The sequence below is a fragment of the Streptomyces canus genome, assembly GCF_001514145.1.
Taxonomy (GTDB): domain Bacteria; phylum Actinomycetota; class Actinomycetes; order Streptomycetales; family Streptomycetaceae; genus Streptomyces; species Streptomyces canus.
Genome location: NZ_KQ948669.1, coordinates 250,306 through 268,528, shown reverse-complemented (window position 1 = coordinate 268,528; position 18,223 = coordinate 250,306). Strand labels below are relative to the sequence as shown.

The window sequence follows — 18,223 nt, the reverse complement described above, 5'->3', positions numbered from 1 at the left end:
CGCTGCGGCACACACCCCCGTTCGGGGGTAGTGAGACCTGCATCACGGATTACACGATGGCAGAGAGCCGCCCGGCAAGGTCCGGCACCAAGGAGGACGCAAGATGACGGCTACGGAGGACTTCCGCGGGGCGCGGGACTTCCTGCTCCAGCACCGCGAGGACTACGCGACGGCGTACGAGGGCTTCGTCTGGCCCCGCCCGCAGCACTTCAACTGGGCGCTCGACTGGTTCGACGTCATCGCCGAGGGCAACGACCGCACGGCCCTGCACATCGTCGAGGAGGACGGCAGCGAGATCCGTCTGTCCTTCGCCGAGATGGCCGAACGGTCCAACCGGGTCGCCAATCTGCTGCGCGAGCGCGGGGTGGAGGCCGAGGACCGGATCCTGGTCATGCTGGGCAACCAGGCAGAGCTGTGGGAGACGGCCCTCGCGGCCATGAAGCTGCGTGCCGTCGTCATTCCGGCGACCCCGCTGCTCGGCCCCGCCGACCTGCGCGACCGCGTCGAGCGCGGCCGGGTGCGGCACGTCCTGGTGCGGGCCGAGGACACCGGCAAGTTCGACGAGGTGCCCGGCGACTACACGCGCATCGCCGTCGGCGGCGTACCGGAGGGCTGGCAGCCGTACGAGGACGCGTACACCGCCTCCGAGGAGTTCCTGCCCGACGGCCCGACCCTCGCCGACGACCCGCTGATGCTGTACTTCACCTCCGGTACGACGGCCCGCCCCAAGCTCGTGGAGCACACGCACACCTCGTACCCGATCGGGCACCTGGCGACCATGTACTGGATCGGCCTGAGGCCCGGCGACGTGCATCTGAACATCTCCTCGCCGGGCTGGGCCAAGCACGCCTGGTCCAACCTGTTCGCGCCGTGGAACGCGGAGGCGACCGTCTTCATCCACAACTACACGCGCTTCGACGCGGGCCGTCTGATGTCCGAGATGGACCGGGCGGGGGTCACGACCTTCTGCGCACCGCCGACCGTATGGCGCATGCTCATCCAGGCCGACCTGACCCAGCTGCGCCGAAAGCCGCGCGAGGTGGTGGCCGCGGGCGAGCCGCTGAACCCCGAGGTCATCGAGCAGGTCCGACGGGCATGGGGCATCACCATCCGGGACGGCTTCGGCCAGACCGAGACGGCCGTCCAGGTCTCCAACAGCCCCGGGCAGGTGCTGAAGACCGGTTCCATGGGCCGCCCGAGCCCCGGCTTCGAGGTGGAGCTCCTCGACCCGGTGTCCGGCGCGCCCGGCGCGGCCGAGGGCGAGATCGCGCTGGACCTGTCGGCCCGGCCGGTCGGCCTGATGACCGGCTACCACGGCGACCCGGACCGCACGGCGGAGGCGATGGCGGGTGGTTACTACCGGACCGGCGACGTGGCGTCGAGGGACGACGAGGGGTACCTGACCTACATCGGGCGCAGCGACGACGTCTTCAAGGCCTCCGACTACAAGATCAGCCCCTTCGAGCTGGAGAGCGCGCTCCTCGAACACGAAGCGGTGGCCGAGGCGGCCGTCGTGCCCGCGCCGGACGAGCTGCGGCTCGCGGTCCCGAAGGCGTACGTCGTGCTGGCGGAGGGCTGGGAGCCCGGTCCCGACACGGCCAAGGTGCTGTTCGAGCACTCCAGGGAGTCGCTCGCGCCGTACAAGCGGATCCGGCGGCTGGAGTTCGCGGAGCTGCCCAAGACGGTCTCCGGCAAGATCCGGCGGATCGAACTGCGTGAGGCGACGGCGGCGGGGTCGGACGCCGAGTACCGCGAGGAGGACTTCCGGTGAACTCGTACACGCACGGCGTGAGCACGACGGAGCTGCTCGGCGACACCATCGGCGACAACCTGGACCGGGCCGTGGCCACCTGGCCGGAGCGCGAGGCGCTCGTCGACGTGCCGTCCGGGCGGCGTTGGACGTACGCCCAGTTCGGCGCCGATGTCGACGAGTTGGCGTCCGCGCTGCTCGCCTCCGGGGTCGTCAAGGGCGACCGGGTGGGGATCTGGGCGGTCAACTGTCCGGAGTGGGTGATCGTGCAGTACGCCACCGCGCGGATCGGCGCGGTCATGGTGAACATCAACCCGGCGTACCGCACCCACGAGGTCGAGTACGTCCTCAACCAGGCGGGGGTGTCCCTGCTGTTCGCCTCGCTCAGCCACAAGAGCAGCGACTACCGGGCGATGGTCGACGAAGTGCGCGGCAGGTGCCGGGAGTTGCGGGAGGTCGTGTACTTCGGCCACCCGAGCTGGGGGGAGTTGCTGGGGCGCGGCGGCCGTGCCGCGGCGTACCCGGAACTGTCCTGCGACGACCCGATCAACATCCAGTACACCTCGGGCACGACGGGCTTCCCCAAGGGGGCCACGCTCTCCCACCACAACATCCTCAACAACGGCTACTTCGTGGGCGAGTTGATCGCCTACAGCGAGCAGGACCGGGTCTGCGTCCCGGTGCCCTTCTACCACTGCTTCGGCATGGTGATGGGCAACCTGGCGGCGACCTTGCACGGCGCCTGCGTGGTCATCCCGGCCCCGTCCTTCGACCCGGCGGCGACGCTGCGCGCGGTCCAGCAGGAGCGCTGCACCTCGCTGTACGGCGTTCCGACCATGTTCATCGCGGAGTTGAACCTCCCCGACTTCGCGACGTACGACCTCTCCTCCCTGCGCACCGGCATCATGGCGGGCTCGCCCTGCCCGGTGGAGGTGATGAAGCGGGTGGTCGCCGAGATGCACATGGCGGAGGTGTCCATCTGCTACGGCATGACCGAGACGTCCCCGGTGTCCTTGCAGACCCGCAGGGACGACGACCTCGAGCACCGCACCGGCACGGTCGGCCGTGTCCTTCCGCACATCGAGGTCAAGGTCGTCGACCCGGCGACCGGGGTCACCCAACCCCGGGGCGCAGCGGGGGAGTTGTGCACCCGCGGCTACAGCGTGATGCTCGGTTACTGGAACGAGCCCGAGAAGACGGCGGAGGCCGTGGACGCCGGACGCTGGATGCACACCGGCGACCTGGCGATGATGCGCGAGGACGGCTACGTCGAGATCGTAGGCCGCATCAAGGACATGATCATCCGGGGTGGCGAGAACATCTACCCGCGCGAGATCGAGGAGTTCCTCTACGGCCACCCGAAGATCGCGGACGTCCAGGTCGTCGGGGTTCCTCATGAGCGCTACGGCGAGGAGGTGCTGGCCTGCGTCATCCCACGGGACCCGGCGCACCCGCCGACCCTGGAGGATCTCCGCGGCTTCTGCGAGGGGCGGCTGGCCCACTACAAGATCCCGAGCCGGCTGAGGATCCTCGACGCCTTCCCGATGACGGTGTCCGGGAAGGTGCGCAAGGTCGAACTGCGCGAGACGTACGCGGAGGAGTGAGAACACCGTCGGCGCATGCCTGTGCCTCGCAGGTCGCACGCCCGGGGTGGTTCTGGCCGCCTGACCGGGTGCGGCTTCCGCCGGCCGCATGTCGGCGTCGGTGGTCGCACCTGGGGGGTTGGGCCGTCGGTCTCTGGTGCCGCATGCCTGGCGGTGGTTCTGGTGGGATAGCCGGGTGGGGCCGTCGCCGGTCTGTGGGTCGGCTGCGGTGGTTGTACTTGGTGTGGTGGAGTCGGTGCCGTAGCCGGTGGGTTGGGCCGTCGGTCTCTGGTGCCGCATGCCTGGCGGTGGTTCTGGTGGGATAGCCGGGTGGGGCCGTCGCCGGTCTGTGGGTCGGCTGCGGTGGTTGTACTCGGTGTAGTGGAGTCGGTGCCGTAGCCGGTGGGTCGGGTCGTCGGTCTCGCGTGCCGCATGCCGGGCGGTGGTTCTGGTGGGCTGGGCCGGGTGGGGCCGTCGCCGGGCGATTGTCGGCCTCGGTAGCCGCACCTGCAGGCCGGACCGCACCCTGCTCAGGCCCTGGCTCAGTGCTGCGTGTCCGTCGGAGTCGCTGCCGCGGGTCCGGGTGTGGACATCGGACGCGCAGCGGTACCACCGGCGGCCTAACCTCCCAGTTCGTCGGCCAGGCTGTTCACGGGTTGTGGTGTGCCCGTCAGGTCCAGGACGAACAGCGGGACGCCGAGGGCGTCGGCGCGGGCGCGGGCCTCGGTGGTGTAGCCGGACAGTGAGAAGTACACGCAGTGCGCGGACTCCGTCATGGCCGTCAACCACAGGCACTCCACGTCCCGCAGCGAGGCCGGCCGCACGGTCGGGTCCACCTGGGCCAGCAGCCCACGGGCCGCGAGACCGATGCCGGACGGCGGACGCTGGTCCGCGCGCCGGATGTCCTCGTAGCCGAGCCAGCGCAGATACAGCGCGGCGACGGTGACCGCGTCGCGCGCGGTGCGGATCGTGATCGGCCTGAAGGCCCGGCGCGGGGGAGCGGAAGCATCCGCGTCCGGCTCCGCCTCGGGGCAGGTGTCCCCGGCCACCGGAATCCGCAGGACCGTCCCGCAGGCGCAGCCCAGCTCCGGCTGCGGCCACTCGGCCTTGCGGCCGCAGGCCGCGCACTCCACGGCGACCCACGCCTCCTCCCACACCTGGTGGGCGACGGCCGTGGGCGCGCCGTGCCGGTCCAGCGGTGGGCAGACCGGCGCGCCGCACTCGCACGGGTACGACGGCGCCGCGTAGAGGTGGTCGCGCCGGCAGACCGGACAGCGCACCGACACGCTCTCGGACATGGCCTCATCGTCCTCCAGGGCGCGCCCGGTTGTCCGCCTCTTGACGGTCTTCACCCGCCCACCTACATTACTTCCAGATAGTAGAAAACTTATTCCACCATACGGAAGTGCTCGCCGCGGGGTGCGACGGGAGTACGCATCCGACAGGAGTACTCGATGGCTCGAATGACCGCTGCCCGCGCGGCAGTTGAGATCCTCAAGCGCGAAGGTGTCACGGACGCGTTCGGTGTCCCCGGCGCGGCGATCAACCCCTTCTACGCGGCGCTCAAGGCCTCAGGGGGCATCCACCACACTCTCGCCCGCCATGTCGAGGGCGCCTCGCACATGGCCGAGGGCTACACCCGCACCCACGCGGGCAACATCGGTGTCTGCATCGGCACGTCAGGACCCGCCGGCACCGACATGATCACCGGCCTGTACTCCGCGACCGGCGACTCCGTCCCGATCCTGTGCATCACGGGCCAGGCCCCGACCGCCGTGATCCACAAGGAGGACTTCCAGGCCGTCGACATCGCCTCCATCGCACGGCCGGTGACGAAGATGGCGGTCACCGTCCTGGAGGCGGCCCAGGTCCCCGGTGTCTTCCAGCAGGCCTTCCACCTCATGCGCTCCGCCCGCCCCGGCCCCGTCCTCATCGACCTGCCGATCGACGTCCAGCTGACGGAGATCGAGTTCGACCCGGAGACGTACCAGCCGCTCCCGGTCTACAAGCCGGCCGCGAGCCGCGCGCAGATCGAGAAGGCGCTCGGTCTCCTCAACGAGTCCGAGCGCCCCCTGATCGTCGCCGGTGGCGGTGTCATCAACGCCGACGCCGCCGAACTCCTCGTCGAGTTCGCCGAGTTGACCGGCACACCGGTCGTCCCGACCCTTATGGGCTGGGGCGTCCTGCCCGACGACCACGAGCTCAACGCCGGCATGGTGGGCCTGCAGACCTCGCACCGCTACGGCAACGCCACCTTCCTGGAGTCCGACTTCGTCCTCGGCATCGGCAACCGCTGGGCCAACCGCCACACCGGCAAGCTGGACGTCTACACGGCGGGACGGACGTTCGTGCACGTCGACGTCGAGCCGACCCAGATCGGCAGGATCTTCGCGCCGGACTACGGCATCGCCTCCGACGCCAAGGCGGCCCTGGAGCTCTTCGTCGAGGTGGCAAGGGAGTTGAAGGCGGCGGGCAGGCTCTCCGACCGCGCGGCCTGGGCGGCCTCCGCGCAGGAGAAGAAGGCGACCCTCCAGCGCCGTACGCACTTCGACGACATCCCGATCAAGCCGCAGCGCGTCTACGAGGAGATGAACAAGGCCTTCGGCCCCGAGACCCGGTACGTCTCCACGATCGGCCTCTCCCAGATCGCCGGCGCCCAGATGCTGCACGTCTTCAGGCCGCGCCACTGGATCAACTGCGGCCAGGCGGGCCCGCTCGGCTGGACGATCCCGGCCGCGCTGGGCGTCGCCAAGGCGGACCCCGAGGCACAGGTCGTCGCCCTGTCCGGTGACTACGACTTCCAGTTCATGATCGAGGAGCTGGCCGTCGGGGCCCAGCACAGGATTCCGTACATCCACGTCCTCGTGAACAACTCCTACCTGGGCCTGATCCGCCAGGCCCAGCGCGCCTTCGACATCGACTTCCAGGTCAATCTGGAGTTCGAGAACGTCAACTCCCCGGAACTGGGCGTCTATGGCGTCGACCACGTCAAGGTCGCCGAGGGCCTCGGCTGCAAGGCGATCCGGGTGGCCGATCCGGCGGAACTGGGCGCGGCCCTGGAACAGGCGAAGAAGCTCGCCGCCGAGTTCCAGGTCCCGGTCGTCGTCGAGGCCATCCTGGAGCGGGTCACCAACATCTCGATGTCGACGACGAACGACATCGGCAACGTGGTCGAGTTCGAGGAGATCGCGACGGAGCCGGCCCACGCGCCGACGTCGATCAAGCCGCTCAAGGTCTGACACCGTACACAGCTGAAGGGCGGTCCCACCGTGATGGTCGGACCGCCCTTTCCCGTGCCCGGCTCCCCCGAAGCCGTCCCCCGTCGCGGGGCCCGCCGCCCCCGTGCCGGCGGGCCTCACCCGTAGAGAATGTGCCCGAGGCAGGCCCCCGTTGAAGCCCCTTGAATCATGTTCAGAGGTTGATTTGAGGATTCCGTATCCGGCCTACGACCGCTGCCGTACGCCCGCTCACGGCTCGTGGTGCTCCGACAGCCCCGGCCAGTCCTCCGGACCGCCGCCCTGCCACTCCACGATGTCGTCGTCCTCGACCTCGATCCGGTCCAGGTCGGCGAGCCGGAGCAGCTCCACGACGTCGTCCAGGTGCGAGGCGACGCCGAGATTCTCGTTGTCCACTGTGACCCGCCGCGATCCGTCCAGGGCCGGAGCGTGCACCACCACATGCGGATGCTGTGTCGGATGTGCTGCCATGCCTACAGCGTGCTGCGGTCGGCCGTAATCCGCACCCCGGTGACCGTCCCCGCTGCACGGCGGAGCGCCGGACACGGGGCCGTCCGTGTCCGGCGCTCTGCTTTCTGCGGGTTTTGCCGGGACCGCGGCGGCCGCGACGGAACCGGGGCGCGCTCCTTCCCTCAGGTCGAAGAAAGAGGGCCCGGGACCTTCACCACCGCACTGGCTCGCACGCCGCCGCGGTCCTCCCCTGTCCGCTCCCGGTACCGGGCGACCACCCCTCATCCGGGTCGCCGGGCGCGTCGGGTGCGGTCAGGGTGTCTCAGTCCTCGCACAGCGCGAGGTCATGGGTTTCCGGTCCGCGCCGGCGACTGGGCGCGACAGGACAGATGTCAGCGCCGCCGCGGACCGGAAGTCGGGATCAGACCTGGGCGCCGGACAGGCGCTCCACGGCCCGCAGCAGCGCCGAGTGGTCCAGGCCCCCGTCGCCCTGCGCACGCAGACTGGCGACCAGCTGGGCGACCACGGCGCCGACGGGCAGGGCCGCGCCGACGTTGCGGGCGGCGTCGGTGACGATGCCCATGTCCTTGTGGTGCAGGTCGATACGGAAGCCCGGCTTGAAGTCGCGCTGGAGGAAGTTGTCCTTCTTGCGGGTCAGCACGGTCGAGCCGGCGAGACCGCCGCCCAGGACGTCCAGGGCGGCCTTGAGGTCCACGCCCGACTTCTCCAGGAAGACCACGGCCTCGGCGCACGCCTGGATGTTCACGGCGACGATCAGCTGGTTCGCGGCCTTCACGGTCTGGCCCGAGCCGTGCGGACCGCACAGCACGATGGTCTTGCCGAGCGCCTCGAAGATCGGCTCGGCCTCGTCGAAGTCGGCCTGCTCACCGCCGACCATGATGGACAGCACCGCCTCGATCGCACCGGCCTCACCGCCGGACACGGGGGCGTCCAGGACGCGGATGCCCTTCTCCTTCGCCGCCTTCGCCAGGTCGACCGAGGTCTGGGGGGTGATCGAGGACATGTCGATCAGCAGGGCGCCGGAGCGGGCGTTGTCCAGGATGCCCTCGGGGCCGTATGCGATGGCCTCGACCTGTGGGGAGGCGGGCACCATCGTGATGATCACGTCGGCGTCCCGCACGGCCTCGGCGATCGAACCGGCGGTGGTGCCACCGGCGGCGGCCAGCCGGTCCAGCTTGTCCTGTTCGAGGGTGAAGCCGGTGACGTCGTAGCCCGCCTTGACCAGGTTCTCGGACATGGGGGAGCCCATGATGCCGAGGCCTGTCCAGGCGATCTTGGGGAGGTTGCTCATGGTCGGGGGTGCCTTTCCGGGAAGGGGGTCAGCGGGGCAGCCAGTCGAAGGTCTCGGCGCTCGGGCGGTCGCCCGGCTTGTACTCGAGGCCGACCCAGCCGTCGTAGCCCGCCTTCCTCAGCCGGCCGAGGAGGTCTTCGAGAGGGAGTGAGCCGGTGCCGGGCGCGCCGCGCCCCGGGTTGTCGGCGATCTGCACATGGCCGGTCTTCGGGGTGAACTCCTCGATCACCGCCGGCAGGTCCTCACCGTTCATGGACAGGTGGTACAGGTCCATGAGGAACTTCGCGTTGCCGAGTCCGGTCGCGTCGTTGACCTTGTCGACGATCCCCACCGCCGCGGGCGCGCTCACCAGTGGGTACAGCGGCGACTCGGGCTTGTTGAGGGCCTCGATCAGGAGGATCGCGCCGATCCGGTCGGCCGCGCGGGCTGCGAGGACCAAATTCTCCAGCGCGAGCGCGTCCTGCCCGGCCGGGTCCACGCCCTCGACGCGGTTGCCGTACAGGGCGTTGAGCGCCGTGGCGCCGAGTGATCCGGCGAAGTCGGCGGCCACGTCGATGTTGGCGCGGAACCGCTCCGACTCCTCGCCGGGGACGGACAGGGCACCGCGGTCGGGGCCCGGCAGCCGGCCCGCGTAGAAGTTCAGGCCCGTGAGCTGGACGCCCGCGTCCTCGATCGCCGTCTTCAGCGCGTCGAGTTCGGACCGCTCGGGGGTGGGGGTGTCGATCCAGGGCCACCACAGCTCGACCGCGGTGAAGCCGGCCGCGGCGGCTGCCGCGGGGCGCTCCAGGAGCGGGAGTTCCGTGAAGAGGATCGACAGGTTGACGTTGAAGCGCTGCTCTGCGGCTGTGTCCCATGGAAAACCTGGCATGTCGCGGGCGCTCCCTTCCGTGTCGAGTGTTTCCGTAATGTGGAAGTTAGTTTCTGTTTATTGGAAGATTGTCGTCGGGTGGAAGGCGTTGTCAAGAGGGCTCGGCGGAAAACGGCACCGCGCGTTAGGTTGTGCGCGTGCGATTGCGAGTGGAGTTCACGACCGAGCCGTTCGACCTCGACGAGGCCCCGGCGCACGCGCTCGTGGCCCGCGAGGTCATCGAGGCGGCCGAACTGGACGCGGTGGACGTCGGCCCGTTCGGCAACACGGCGGAAGGCGGCGCCGACGAGGTGCTCAGCGCCGTGGACGCCCTGCTGCGCAGGACCCTGGCCTCCGGTGCGACCCGGATCTCCCTCCAGGTGAACGTGCTCGGGGAGGCCGACGCGTGAGCGCCGACGAACCGTTCATCACGGCGGTCAAGCCGCTGGTCGACGCCATGGGCGGCGAGATGGTCCCGCCGGACGAGGCCGGCCCCGACGATGTCGTGCTCTCCTGGCAGGGCGTCGACGTGGTCGCCGTACGACTGCCGCAGCTCGCGGACTCCCTCGACCACATCCTGGCCGCCATGGAGCGCAAGCAGGGCAAGCCGCTCGCCGATCTGGACCGCAAGGCCAAGCAGGAGGTCGTACGGATACTGGAGGCGCGTGGCGCCTTCTCCGTACGGCACGGAGTGGAGACCGTGGCGAGCGCGCTCGGGGTGAGCCGCTTCACGGTCTACAACTATCTGAACCGGGACAAGACGTAGAAAAAGCACCCGGTCGGGTTTCGTAACCCCGAATTTTCAACAAAGTGTTGACGTGCTGTCGCGTGGAGGCGTTAGCTGACTCCCGTGACTTCGACTTCCACGTCCCCCGGCCTGGCCCGGTTCAACGTCCTGGAGGAGCACGCGGCCCACGCGGTGCTCCTCGAGGCGTGCGCCTCCACGGCGTGGGCTCGGCGTCTGCTCGCCGCCCGCCCCTACGCGACCGCGGAGGACCTCTACGCCACCAGCGACGCCGCCATGGCCGGGCTGACCCCCGACGACCTCGCCGAGGCCATGGCCGGTCACCCGCCGATCGGCCGCCCCAAGCCTGGCGACCCGGCCTCGGCCCGCGAGCAGCGCGGCATGGCGGGCGCCTCCGAGGAGCTCAAGGCGGAGATGCTGGAACTGAACCTGGCGTACCAGGAGAGGTTCGGCCATGTCTTCCTGATCTGCGCGACCGGCCGCACCGGCGAGCAGATGCGCGACGCGGTCAGGGAGCGGATCGGCAACGCGCCGGAGCGGGAACGCGAGATCGTCCGCACCGAGCTGGGCAAGATCAACCGAATCCGGCTCGCCCGCATCGTCGAAGAGGACGCCCGACCATGAGTACGAGCACCACCGCCTCCGTGTCCACGCACATCCTGGACACCAGCGTCGGCCGCCCCGCCCAGGGAGTCGCCGTCCAGCTCTCCGCCCGCCCCGGGCGCGAGGCGGACTGGCAGGCGCTCGGCGGCTCCGCGACCGACGCGGACGGGCGGTGCAAGGACCTGCCGGCGCTGCCGGAGGGGACCACCCACGTACGGCTCGACTTCGAGGTCGAACCGTACTTCTTGAAGAAGCAAGCCGATGCGCAGCAGGACGCCCCCGCGAATCGGGACAGCGGTGCGACCGGAGTGTTCTTCCCCGAGGTGGCGATCACCTTCGCCGTGAACCCGGGCGAGCACTACCACGTACCGCTGCTGCTCAACCCGTTCGGCTACTCCGTTTACCGAGGGAGCTAGCTACATGCCCATCCTGGGACCGAACCAGTACGGCAAGGCCGAGAACCGAGTCGTGAAGATCACGCGGGACGGCGCCACTCACCACATCAAGGACCTCAACGTCTCGGTGTCGCTGAGCGGCGACATGGACGAGGTCCACTACTCCGGCTCCAACGCGAACGTGCTGCCGACCGACACCACCAAGAACACGGTGTACGCGTTCGCCAAGGAGCACGGCATCGCATCCGCCGAGCAGTTCGGCATCCACCTCGCCCGGCACTTCGTCACCTCGCAGGAACCGATCAGGACCGCGCGGATCCGCATCGAGGAGTACGCCTGGGAGCGGATCGCGACGGCCGGCGAGGACGCGCACTCCTTCGTCCGCCAGGGCCAGGAGACCCGCCTGACCCAGATCACCTACGACGGCTCCTCCTGGGAGGTCGTCTCCGGGCTCAAGGATCTGACCGTCATGAACTCGACCAACTCCGAGTTCTGGGGCTACGTCAAGGACAAGTACACGACCCTGCCCGAGGCGTACGACCGCATCCTGGCGACCGAGGTGGCCGGCCGCTGGCGCTTCAACTGGTCGGACGACGAGCAGGCGACGCCCGACTGGGAGACGTCCTACGAGCAGGTCAAGAAGCACATGCTCAAGGCCTTCGCCGAGACGTACTCGCTCTCGCTCCAGCAGACCCTGTACCAGATGGGTTCGCGGATCATCGACCACCGGGCCGAGATCGACGAGGTCCGCTTCTCGCTGCCGAACAAGCACCATTTCCTCGTGGACCTGGAGCCGTTCGGGCTGAAGAACGCCACCGAGGACGGTGCCGTCTACTTCGCCGCCGACCGGCCCTACGGCCTGATCGAGGCGACCATCCTCCGGGACGGCTGCGAGCCGAGGATCCCGGTGGATCTCACCAACCTCTGAGCAACTTCTCTGCGGCACCCGCGGCCCGCCAGGGCGGGCCGCGGCACTCAAACTCCCGGGGTCCTGCCGTGCCCTCTCCACCTCCGCGCAAAGGACGAATCATGGCAGCAGACCGGCGCATCGTCATCGAGAACTGTTCGATCGCGACCGTGGACGCGCACGACACCGAGTACCCGAGCGGGTACGTCGTCATCGCCGGCAACCGCATCGAGTCGCTCGGCGCGGGCACGGCGCCCGAGGGCCTGGAGAACGTCGACCGCCGTATCGACGCCACCGGCCACCTCGTGACCCCCGGCCTGGTCAACACCCATCACCACTACTACCAGTGGATCACCCGGGGCCTGGCCACCGACCACAACCTCTTCAACTGGCTCGTCGCGCTGTACCCGACCTGGGCGCGCATCGACGAGCAGATGGTCTACGCGGCGGCGCAGGGCTCGCTCGCGATGATGGCCCGCGGTGGCGTCACCACCGCGATGGACCACCACTACGTCTTCCCCGCCGGTTCCGGCGACCTGTCCGGCGCGATCATCCGCGCCGCCCGCGAGACGGGCGTCCGCTTCACTCTCGCCCGCGGCTCCATGGACCGCAGCGAGAAGGACGGCGGCCTGCCCCCGGACTTCGCCGTCGAGACCCTGGAGGGCGCCCTCGCCGCGACCGAGGCGACCGTCAAGGAGCACCACGACTCCTCCTTCGGCGCGATGACCCAGGTCGCCGTCGCCCCCTGCTCGCCCTTCTCCGTCTCCACCGAACTCCTGCGTGAAGGCGCCGAGTTGGCCCGCCGTCTCGGCGTACGGCTGCACACCCACGGCTCGGAGACCGTCGAGGAGGAGCAGTTCTGCAAGGAACTGTTCGGCATGGGCCCGACCGACTACTTCGAGTCCACCGGCTGGCTCGGCGAGGACGTGTGGATGGCGCACTGCGTCCACATGAACGACTCCGACATCGCCGCCTTCGCCCGGACGAAGACGGGTGTGGCCCACTGCCCCTCGTCCAACGCCCGTCTGGCGGCGGGTATCGCGCGGGTCCCGGACATGCTCGCGGCCGGTGTCCCGGTCGGCCTCGGCGTCGACGGCACGGCCTCCAACGAGTCCGGCGAACTCCACACCGAGCTCCGCAACGCCCTGCTCATCAACCGCCTGGGCGCGCACCGGGAAGCGGCTCTGAACGCCCGGCAGGCGCTGCGCCTGGGCACCTACGGCGGCGCCCAGGTCCTGGGACGCGCGGCCGAGACCGGCTCCCTGGAGGCGGGCAAGCTCGCCGACCTGGTGCTGTGGAAGCTCGACACCCTCGCGCACGCCTCGATCGCCGACCCGGTGACCGCGCTGGTCTTCGGCGCGGCGGCACCTGTGACGGCCTCCTTCGTGAACGGCCGTCAGATCGTCGAGAACAGCCGCCTGCTGCACGTCGACGAGGACGCCGTCGCACGCTCCACGCGGGAACAGGCCCGGCGTCTGGCGCGAATCGCCGCGCAGGGCTGATCACTTCACCAGTACTCCGGCCGGGAGGGACGGCTCCCGGCCGGCAGCCGTGGACCCCGCATGCCGGGTTCCATGGCGGCCGTGCCCGGGGCGCGTGTTGGACGCTCGCGCCCCGGAACGGTCTCCGTCCCGGTCCCGCACGACCACTCGCACCACCTCCATGAAACCCACGTCAGTGCCGACGTGTAACCGCCCGGAGGCGAGCCGCAGTGTCAGTCCACCCAGTCGACGAAAAGCTCCCCGCCCTGAAGATGGCGACCACCGGCCTCCAGCACGTGGCCGCCATGTACGCCGGAGTCGTCGCCCCGCCCCTGATCGTCGGCGCGGCCATCGGCCTCTCCGTCACCGACCTCACCTTCCTCACCGGCGCCTGTCTGTTCACCGCGGGCCTCGCCACCTTCCTCCAGACCCTCGGCATCTGGAAGATCGGCGCCCGGCTGCCCTTCGTCAACGGCGTCACCTTCGCCGGCGTCGCCCCCATGACCGCGGTCGTCGCCTCCACGGACGACAAGTCCGACGCCCTGCCGGTCATCTTCGGCGCGGTGATCGTCGCCGGTCTCCTCGGCTTCCTCGCCGCCCCCTTCTTCAGCAAGGCGATCCGCTTCTTCCCGCCGGTCGTCACCGGGACCGTCATCACCCTGATAGGCGTCTCGCTCCTGCCGGTCGCCTTCGGCTGGGCGCAGGGCCCCGACCCCGCGGCGCGGGACTACGGCTCGACGACCAACCTGGGCCTGGCCGCTGCGACGCTCGGGATCGTGCTTCTCCTACGACGTTTCACCCGCGGCTTCGTCAAGCAGGTCGCCGTGCTGCTCGGCCTGGTGGCCGGCACGCTCCTCGCGATCCCCTTCGGCGCGACGGACTTCGGACCCGTCACCGACGCGGCCGTCGTCGGCTTCCCGACCCCCTTCCACTTCGGCGCCCCGCAGTTCCAGCTCGCCGCGATCCTCTCGCTGTGCGTGGTGATGGTGGTCTCGATGACCGAATCGACCGCGGACATGCTGGCGTTGGGCGAGATCGTCGAGCGCCCGGCCGACGAGCGGACCATCGCGGCGGGCCTGCGCGCCGACACCCTCGGCTCGGCGATCAGCCCCCTCTTCAACGGCTTCATGTGCAGCGCCTTCGCCCAGAACATCGGCCTCGTGGCGATGACCCGGATCCGCAGCCGCTACGTCGTCGCCACCGGCGGGGCCTTCCTGGTGCTGATGGGCCTGTGCCCCATGGCCGCCTCGCTCATCGCCGTCGTACCGCGCCCGGTGCTCGGCGGCGCCGGAGTCGTCCTGTTCGGCTCGGTGGCCGCCAGCGGCATCCAGACCCTGGTCAAGGCAGGCCTGGACAAGGACAACAACGTCCTGATCGTCGCCGTGTCGCTGGCCGTCGGCGTCATCCCGATCACCGCGCCGGAGTTCTACCACGCCTTCCCGGAGACCGCGAAGATCGTCCTGGACTCGGGGATCTCCACGGGCTGTGTGGCCGCGGTGGCGCTGAACCTGGTCTTCAACCACCTCGGCCGGGGCGGGGACGCACAGGAGGTCACCCATCCGATGGAGAGGGGGGAGGAGATCGCGGTCACGCACTGAACCGACCGCAGTCACGCTCCCGCCCCGCCCCGCGCCACCAGCCGGCACTCGGCGGACTCCTCTGTGACGGCACGGACGAGAGCCGGATCGTCGGACACGTCGCCGATCACCTCGTCGTAGACCGTGACCGCATCGGCGCATCGGCCCCGCGCGCAGTGGCAGCGGGCACGCCACAGTCTGCTGGTCCAAAGCGGCGCTCCGGTGTTCGCCCTGCTGGCCAACGCGGCGTCCAGGACGTCCAGTTCATGCTCGGCGGCGTCAGGCCGGTCAAGAGTGAGCAGGACGCGAACCAGAGCGTGCCGGGTTTGGACGACGGCGGGAGCGGCCGAGTCGAGCCCATCGAGGTCTCCGTACAGAAGGGCCCGCAGCTCCGCCTCCGCCCGGTCGGCTTCGCCGAGCTCGATCTGGAGGTCGACACGTGCGTGGTACAGGCTCACCAATGCGGTGACGTGGGCACCGACGGAGTGTGGGTCCGCCCGGTGCTGCGCGAGGAACTCACCGAGCAGGTCCATGCCCTCGCGGCTGCGGCCCTGTCGGACGAGGTTCTTGGCCAAATGCCGGACCATGTCCCGGTAGAGAGGTGACCTCTTCTCCGCCGCTTCCTCCAGCGCGGCGAGAATACGGCGGTACAGCTCCTCCGCCTCCGGGAGCAGCGCCGCCGAGTCGAGCGCGTGGGCTGCGTGGTGTGCGAGAGCCACATTGAAGCCGGCCTCTCCTGCGCTGAGCGTCGTCAGCAGAATGCGGGCCTCGTCCGCCGTCTCTTCGGGCTTGCCCTGCGCCGCGAGGGTCTTCACCAGATCGGCCTGGGCCACGACGAGATGGCCAGGGACGTGTGGCATCCGCAGCATCGCATCGACGGCGGCGCGCAGCTCCCGCTCCGCCTCGCTCGGGTCACCGCAAGCGAGCAGCGCCCTCGCCCATCCGAGACGCGCGAGAATCGTCTCGAGGTGGTCGAGGCCGAGCTGCTCGTGGAGCTCTTCGAAGAGCTCGCATGCCGCCCTCACCTGCTCCGAGCCCTTGAGCGTCTGGTTGTGAGCCCGGCGGATGGCGACCCGAAGCAGATGGCCGCGGGGCAGTGTCCGCGAGCTCTCCACCAGGAGGGCGACCAGTTCCTTGTGGAGGTCGTGATTGTTGGACGAGGCCGTGTAGTGCTGCGCAGCCAGTCCGACACCGAGGAACGTGACCAACGTCTCCTCGTACTGCCGGGGAACGGCTGTGATTCCCGCGGTGATGTGCGGAACCAGGAGCTGCCACACCTTCCACATGTCGGGAGCGTCCGACACCTGGGACAGCTGCTCGGCGATCAAGGATGCGTTCCGCCACAGGTCCGCGCGCATCCCTTCGGGAGCGGTCCGCATCTGCTGGGCATTCGTTTGCAGGACGAGGGGGTGGGCCGTCAGGCACGGCACAACTCCGTGAACGGAGGCCGCGTGGTCGACCATGACGGTGACGTCCTCCACCGTCAGCAGACTCAGGTCCACCAGCGCCTCGAGAGCCGCCTCGCACCGCTCGGCCCCCTCCGGGAAGAGCTCGGGTCTGTTCTCAACCGCCCTCCCCAGCACCTCGACCGGGAACGGCGCGTGCCCGAAACACGAGAGCAGCCGCATGAGGACGCGCGCCTCGGGGAGCCCCTGCCCGGCGAGCAGGTCGAGGCTCATCTCCCACGTCCGGCTCACCAGACGCCGCAGCCGCCGTTCCCCGGCGCTGCCGCCGTCCGGCTCACCGCGATCCAGCAGCTCCGCGCCGAGCCGTTCCAGTTCCAGGCCGTACCCCACGAAGTCCTGGACGGGGCCGCCCTCCCCGTCCGGGCGGCTCAGCAGCCCGAACCCGCGCCGAGTACGGGCCAGATATGATCCGGCCAGTCGCAGCGCCAGCGGCAGCCCGCCGAGCCGCTGGGACAGTGCCCGGGCGTCCGCCAGGGACCCCGCGTCGCCGGCGAAGTCGACGAGGACCGCGGCCCCGTCGTCGGGCGCCAGCACGTCCACGGACCGGCACTCCGCCTCACTGCCCCACACCAGGGAGCTCCCGGTCCGCGTGGTGACGAGTGTGAGCCCGGCCGGGCTGGACCGGATCCATCCCGTGCTGTCGCCCACGGTGCCCCCGTCCGCGGCGGCCACCGACGGCTCGTCGGCGTTGTCGACCACGAGCAGCCACGGTTGGTCCGCGTCGTCGAGGGCACGCCACACCAGGTCCGTCGCACTGGCCCGCCCCGACCAGGCGACCTCGACCTCCTGCTCGGAAACCCGCAGCTCGCGCGCGACCTGGCGCATCCCTGTCGCCAGGCTGTCCCTGGTGGAGGCGGAGACCCAGTAGACCCGGTAGTTCCGGTCGTGAGCGAACCGAGCCAGCTGCAGCGCCACGGTCGTCTTTCCGGAACCACCCAGACCGTGCAGCACCTGTACCGGGCCGCTGCGCCGGATCAACTCCCGTTCCAGCGCGGCGAGCAGAGTGTCCCGCCCCCGCACCCGGGGTGGGAGTTCGCCGTAGGGCGCACGGACCGAGAAGGTCCCGGGCAGTACCGCGCCGTGGCCGTGGTGCGTCGTCCCGGAGTCCGTCGTCGTGCCGGCGCGCATCGTGCCGCCGCTGCTCCGCACGGTCCGCCGGTTGCTCTTCCGGTCCTGCTCGGCGCTCTTGGCCGCCTCCTGGTCGAGCTTCCAGGCGGAGTCGGGGGCCACTCGGCACAGCCTGAGCAGGGTCGCGACGGTGGGCCAGGTCGGTGCGCGGGTGCCCGACAGGGCGTCCGAGACGGTCGTACGGCCCAGGTCGCAGGCGGATGCGATCTCGCGGACACCTGTGAACCCGGCGCTGTCGAGCAGCTGCCGCAGCCGTAGGGCCAACTTCCGCATTTCCTCCGGCGCGTCAGGATCGACCGACGCCAGCGCCAGACCCGCGGACCGCCCTGCGGTCGGTGCCGCCTTGTCCCGCCCCGTCTTCATGCGTTCCTCCACCCCGTGTTCCTCGCCGACGAGCGTACGCGGTCGGCGGGCGTCATCGCCGGACACTCCCGGGTGTCCGAACCGGACACGTCCGGACACCCGGACAGCCGACGTCACCCCTGGTCACAGCCCGGTGTCCGAGTCCTGTCCGAACGGGCTTCAGGCCGGTGCGTGCCACTCCGTAGACCGAAGGCAGGCAGGGGACATGGACGCCCCGCCGGACACCGGGTGGAGGGAACGCACAGTGCATGTCGTTCAGTGGGTCAGTGAGCACTGGGGAGAGATCGTCGTCGGGGCACGTATGTTGCGGGCGTTGTGGTGCGGTGGGCGCCGGGCGTACGCCGATCGGGGCGGACCGGGACGGGCGGGAGCCCGGGAGC

At 70.0% G+C, this 18,223-nt stretch carries 15 protein-coding genes; 10 read left to right on the top strand and 5 right to left on the bottom strand.

Annotation, left to right across the window (positions count from 1 at the left end):
- Nucleotides 1-103: 103 nt before the first annotated feature.
- Complete coding sequence (locus AQJ46_RS36730) at nucleotides 104-1,771, top strand: AMP-binding protein (RefSeq protein WP_059209665.1); 1,668 nt, start codon at nucleotides 104-106, stop codon at nucleotides 1,769-1,771.
- Nucleotides 1,768-3,354, top strand: coding sequence for an AMP-binding protein (locus tag AQJ46_RS36725; protein WP_059209664.1), 1,587 nt, complete (start codon nucleotides 1,768-1,770; stop codon nucleotides 3,352-3,354). The genes AQJ46_RS36730 and AQJ46_RS36725 overlap by 4 nt, the downstream gene beginning before the upstream one ends.
- A gap of 599 nt (nucleotides 3,355-3,953) precedes the next feature.
- Here the strand turns inward: AQJ46_RS36725 and AQJ46_RS36720 are convergent.
- Nucleotides 3,954-4,631 (bottom strand): hypothetical protein, encoded by a 678-nt coding sequence (locus tag AQJ46_RS36720; protein ID WP_059209713.1) that lies wholly within the window; start codon nucleotides 4,629-4,631, stop codon nucleotides 3,954-3,956.
- Between the two features lie 156 nt (nucleotides 4,632-4,787).
- On the opposite strand from AQJ46_RS36720, the gene gcl reads away from it, so the two are divergent.
- Nucleotides 4,788-6,572 carry a glyoxylate carboligase gene (gcl, locus tag AQJ46_RS36715; protein WP_059209663.1) on the top strand — a complete coding sequence of 595 codons (1,785 nt, stop codon included), beginning with the start codon at nucleotides 4,788-4,790 and terminating at the stop codon, nucleotides 6,570-6,572.
- A gap of 228 nt (nucleotides 6,573-6,800) precedes the next feature.
- On the opposite strand, the gene AQJ46_RS36710 is transcribed toward gcl, so the two are convergent.
- The 3 genes from AQJ46_RS36710 to AQJ46_RS36700 all read right to left on the bottom strand — a co-directional run bounded on the left by AQJ46_RS36710 (nucleotide 6,801) and on the right by AQJ46_RS36700 (nucleotide 9,199).
- Complete coding sequence (locus tag AQJ46_RS36710) at nucleotides 6,801-7,040, bottom strand: hypothetical protein (RefSeq protein ID WP_059209662.1); 240 nt, start codon at nucleotides 7,038-7,040, stop codon at nucleotides 6,801-6,803.
- A 400-nt stretch (nucleotides 7,041-7,440) separates the two neighbouring features.
- Entirely contained in the window at nucleotides 7,441-8,331 is an 891-nt protein-coding gene (locus tag AQJ46_RS36705; protein ID WP_059209661.1) for a 2-hydroxy-3-oxopropionate reductase, read from the bottom strand.
- A gap of 28 nt (nucleotides 8,332-8,359) precedes the next feature.
- Nucleotides 8,360-9,199, bottom strand: coding sequence for a TIM barrel protein (locus tag AQJ46_RS36700; protein WP_059209660.1), 840 nt, complete (start codon nucleotides 9,197-9,199; stop codon nucleotides 8,360-8,362).
- A gap of 137 nt (nucleotides 9,200-9,336) precedes the next feature.
- Between AQJ46_RS36700 and AQJ46_RS36695 the strand changes: the two genes are divergently transcribed.
- The 7 genes from AQJ46_RS36695 to AQJ46_RS36665 all read left to right on the top strand — a co-directional run bounded on the left by AQJ46_RS36695 (nucleotide 9,337) and on the right by AQJ46_RS36665 (nucleotide 14,907).
- Entirely contained in the window at nucleotides 9,337-9,588 is a 252-nt protein-coding gene (locus AQJ46_RS36695) for a hypothetical protein (RefSeq protein WP_059209712.1), read from the top strand.
- Nucleotides 9,589-9,635: 47 nt separating this feature from the next.
- Nucleotides 9,636-9,944 (top strand): helix-turn-helix domain-containing protein, encoded by a 309-nt coding sequence (locus AQJ46_RS36690; protein WP_059209711.1) that lies wholly within the window; start codon nucleotides 9,636-9,638, stop codon nucleotides 9,942-9,944.
- A gap of 84 nt (nucleotides 9,945-10,028) precedes the next feature.
- The gene (gene uraD, locus AQJ46_RS36685; RefSeq protein ID WP_059209659.1) at nucleotides 10,029-10,547 is read left to right on the top strand and encodes a 2-oxo-4-hydroxy-4-carboxy-5-ureidoimidazoline decarboxylase; all 519 of its coding nucleotides are present in this window, start codon (nucleotides 10,029-10,031) and stop codon (nucleotides 10,545-10,547) included.
- A complete protein-coding gene (gene uraH, locus AQJ46_RS36680; RefSeq protein ID WP_059209658.1) occupies nucleotides 10,544-10,942 on the top strand; it encodes a hydroxyisourate hydrolase in 399 nt (132 codons plus the stop codon). The genes uraD and uraH overlap by 4 nt, the downstream gene beginning before the upstream one ends.
- A gap of 4 nt (nucleotides 10,943-10,946) precedes the next feature.
- Complete coding sequence (pucL, locus tag AQJ46_RS36675) at nucleotides 10,947-11,849, top strand: factor-independent urate hydroxylase (protein ID WP_059209657.1); 903 nt, start codon at nucleotides 10,947-10,949, stop codon at nucleotides 11,847-11,849.
- Nucleotides 11,850-11,950: 101 nt separating this feature from the next.
- Nucleotides 11,951-13,330 carry an 8-oxoguanine deaminase gene (locus AQJ46_RS36670; protein ID WP_059209656.1) on the top strand — a complete coding sequence of 460 codons (1,380 nt, stop codon included), beginning with the start codon at nucleotides 11,951-11,953 and terminating at the stop codon, nucleotides 13,328-13,330.
- A 209-nt stretch (nucleotides 13,331-13,539) separates the two neighbouring features.
- Nucleotides 13,540-14,907, top strand: a complete 1,368-nt coding sequence (locus AQJ46_RS36665) for a nucleobase:cation symporter-2 family protein (protein ID WP_059209655.1) — start codon at nucleotides 13,540-13,542, stop codon at nucleotides 14,905-14,907.
- 11 nt (nucleotides 14,908-14,918) lie between these two features.
- On the opposite strand, the gene AQJ46_RS36660 is transcribed toward AQJ46_RS36665, so the two are convergent.
- Nucleotides 14,919-17,843 carry an XRE family transcriptional regulator gene (locus AQJ46_RS36660; RefSeq protein ID WP_159064092.1) on the bottom strand — a complete coding sequence of 975 codons (2,925 nt, stop codon included), beginning with the start codon at nucleotides 17,841-17,843 and terminating at the stop codon, nucleotides 14,919-14,921.
- Nucleotides 17,844-18,223 lie beyond the last annotated feature (380 nt).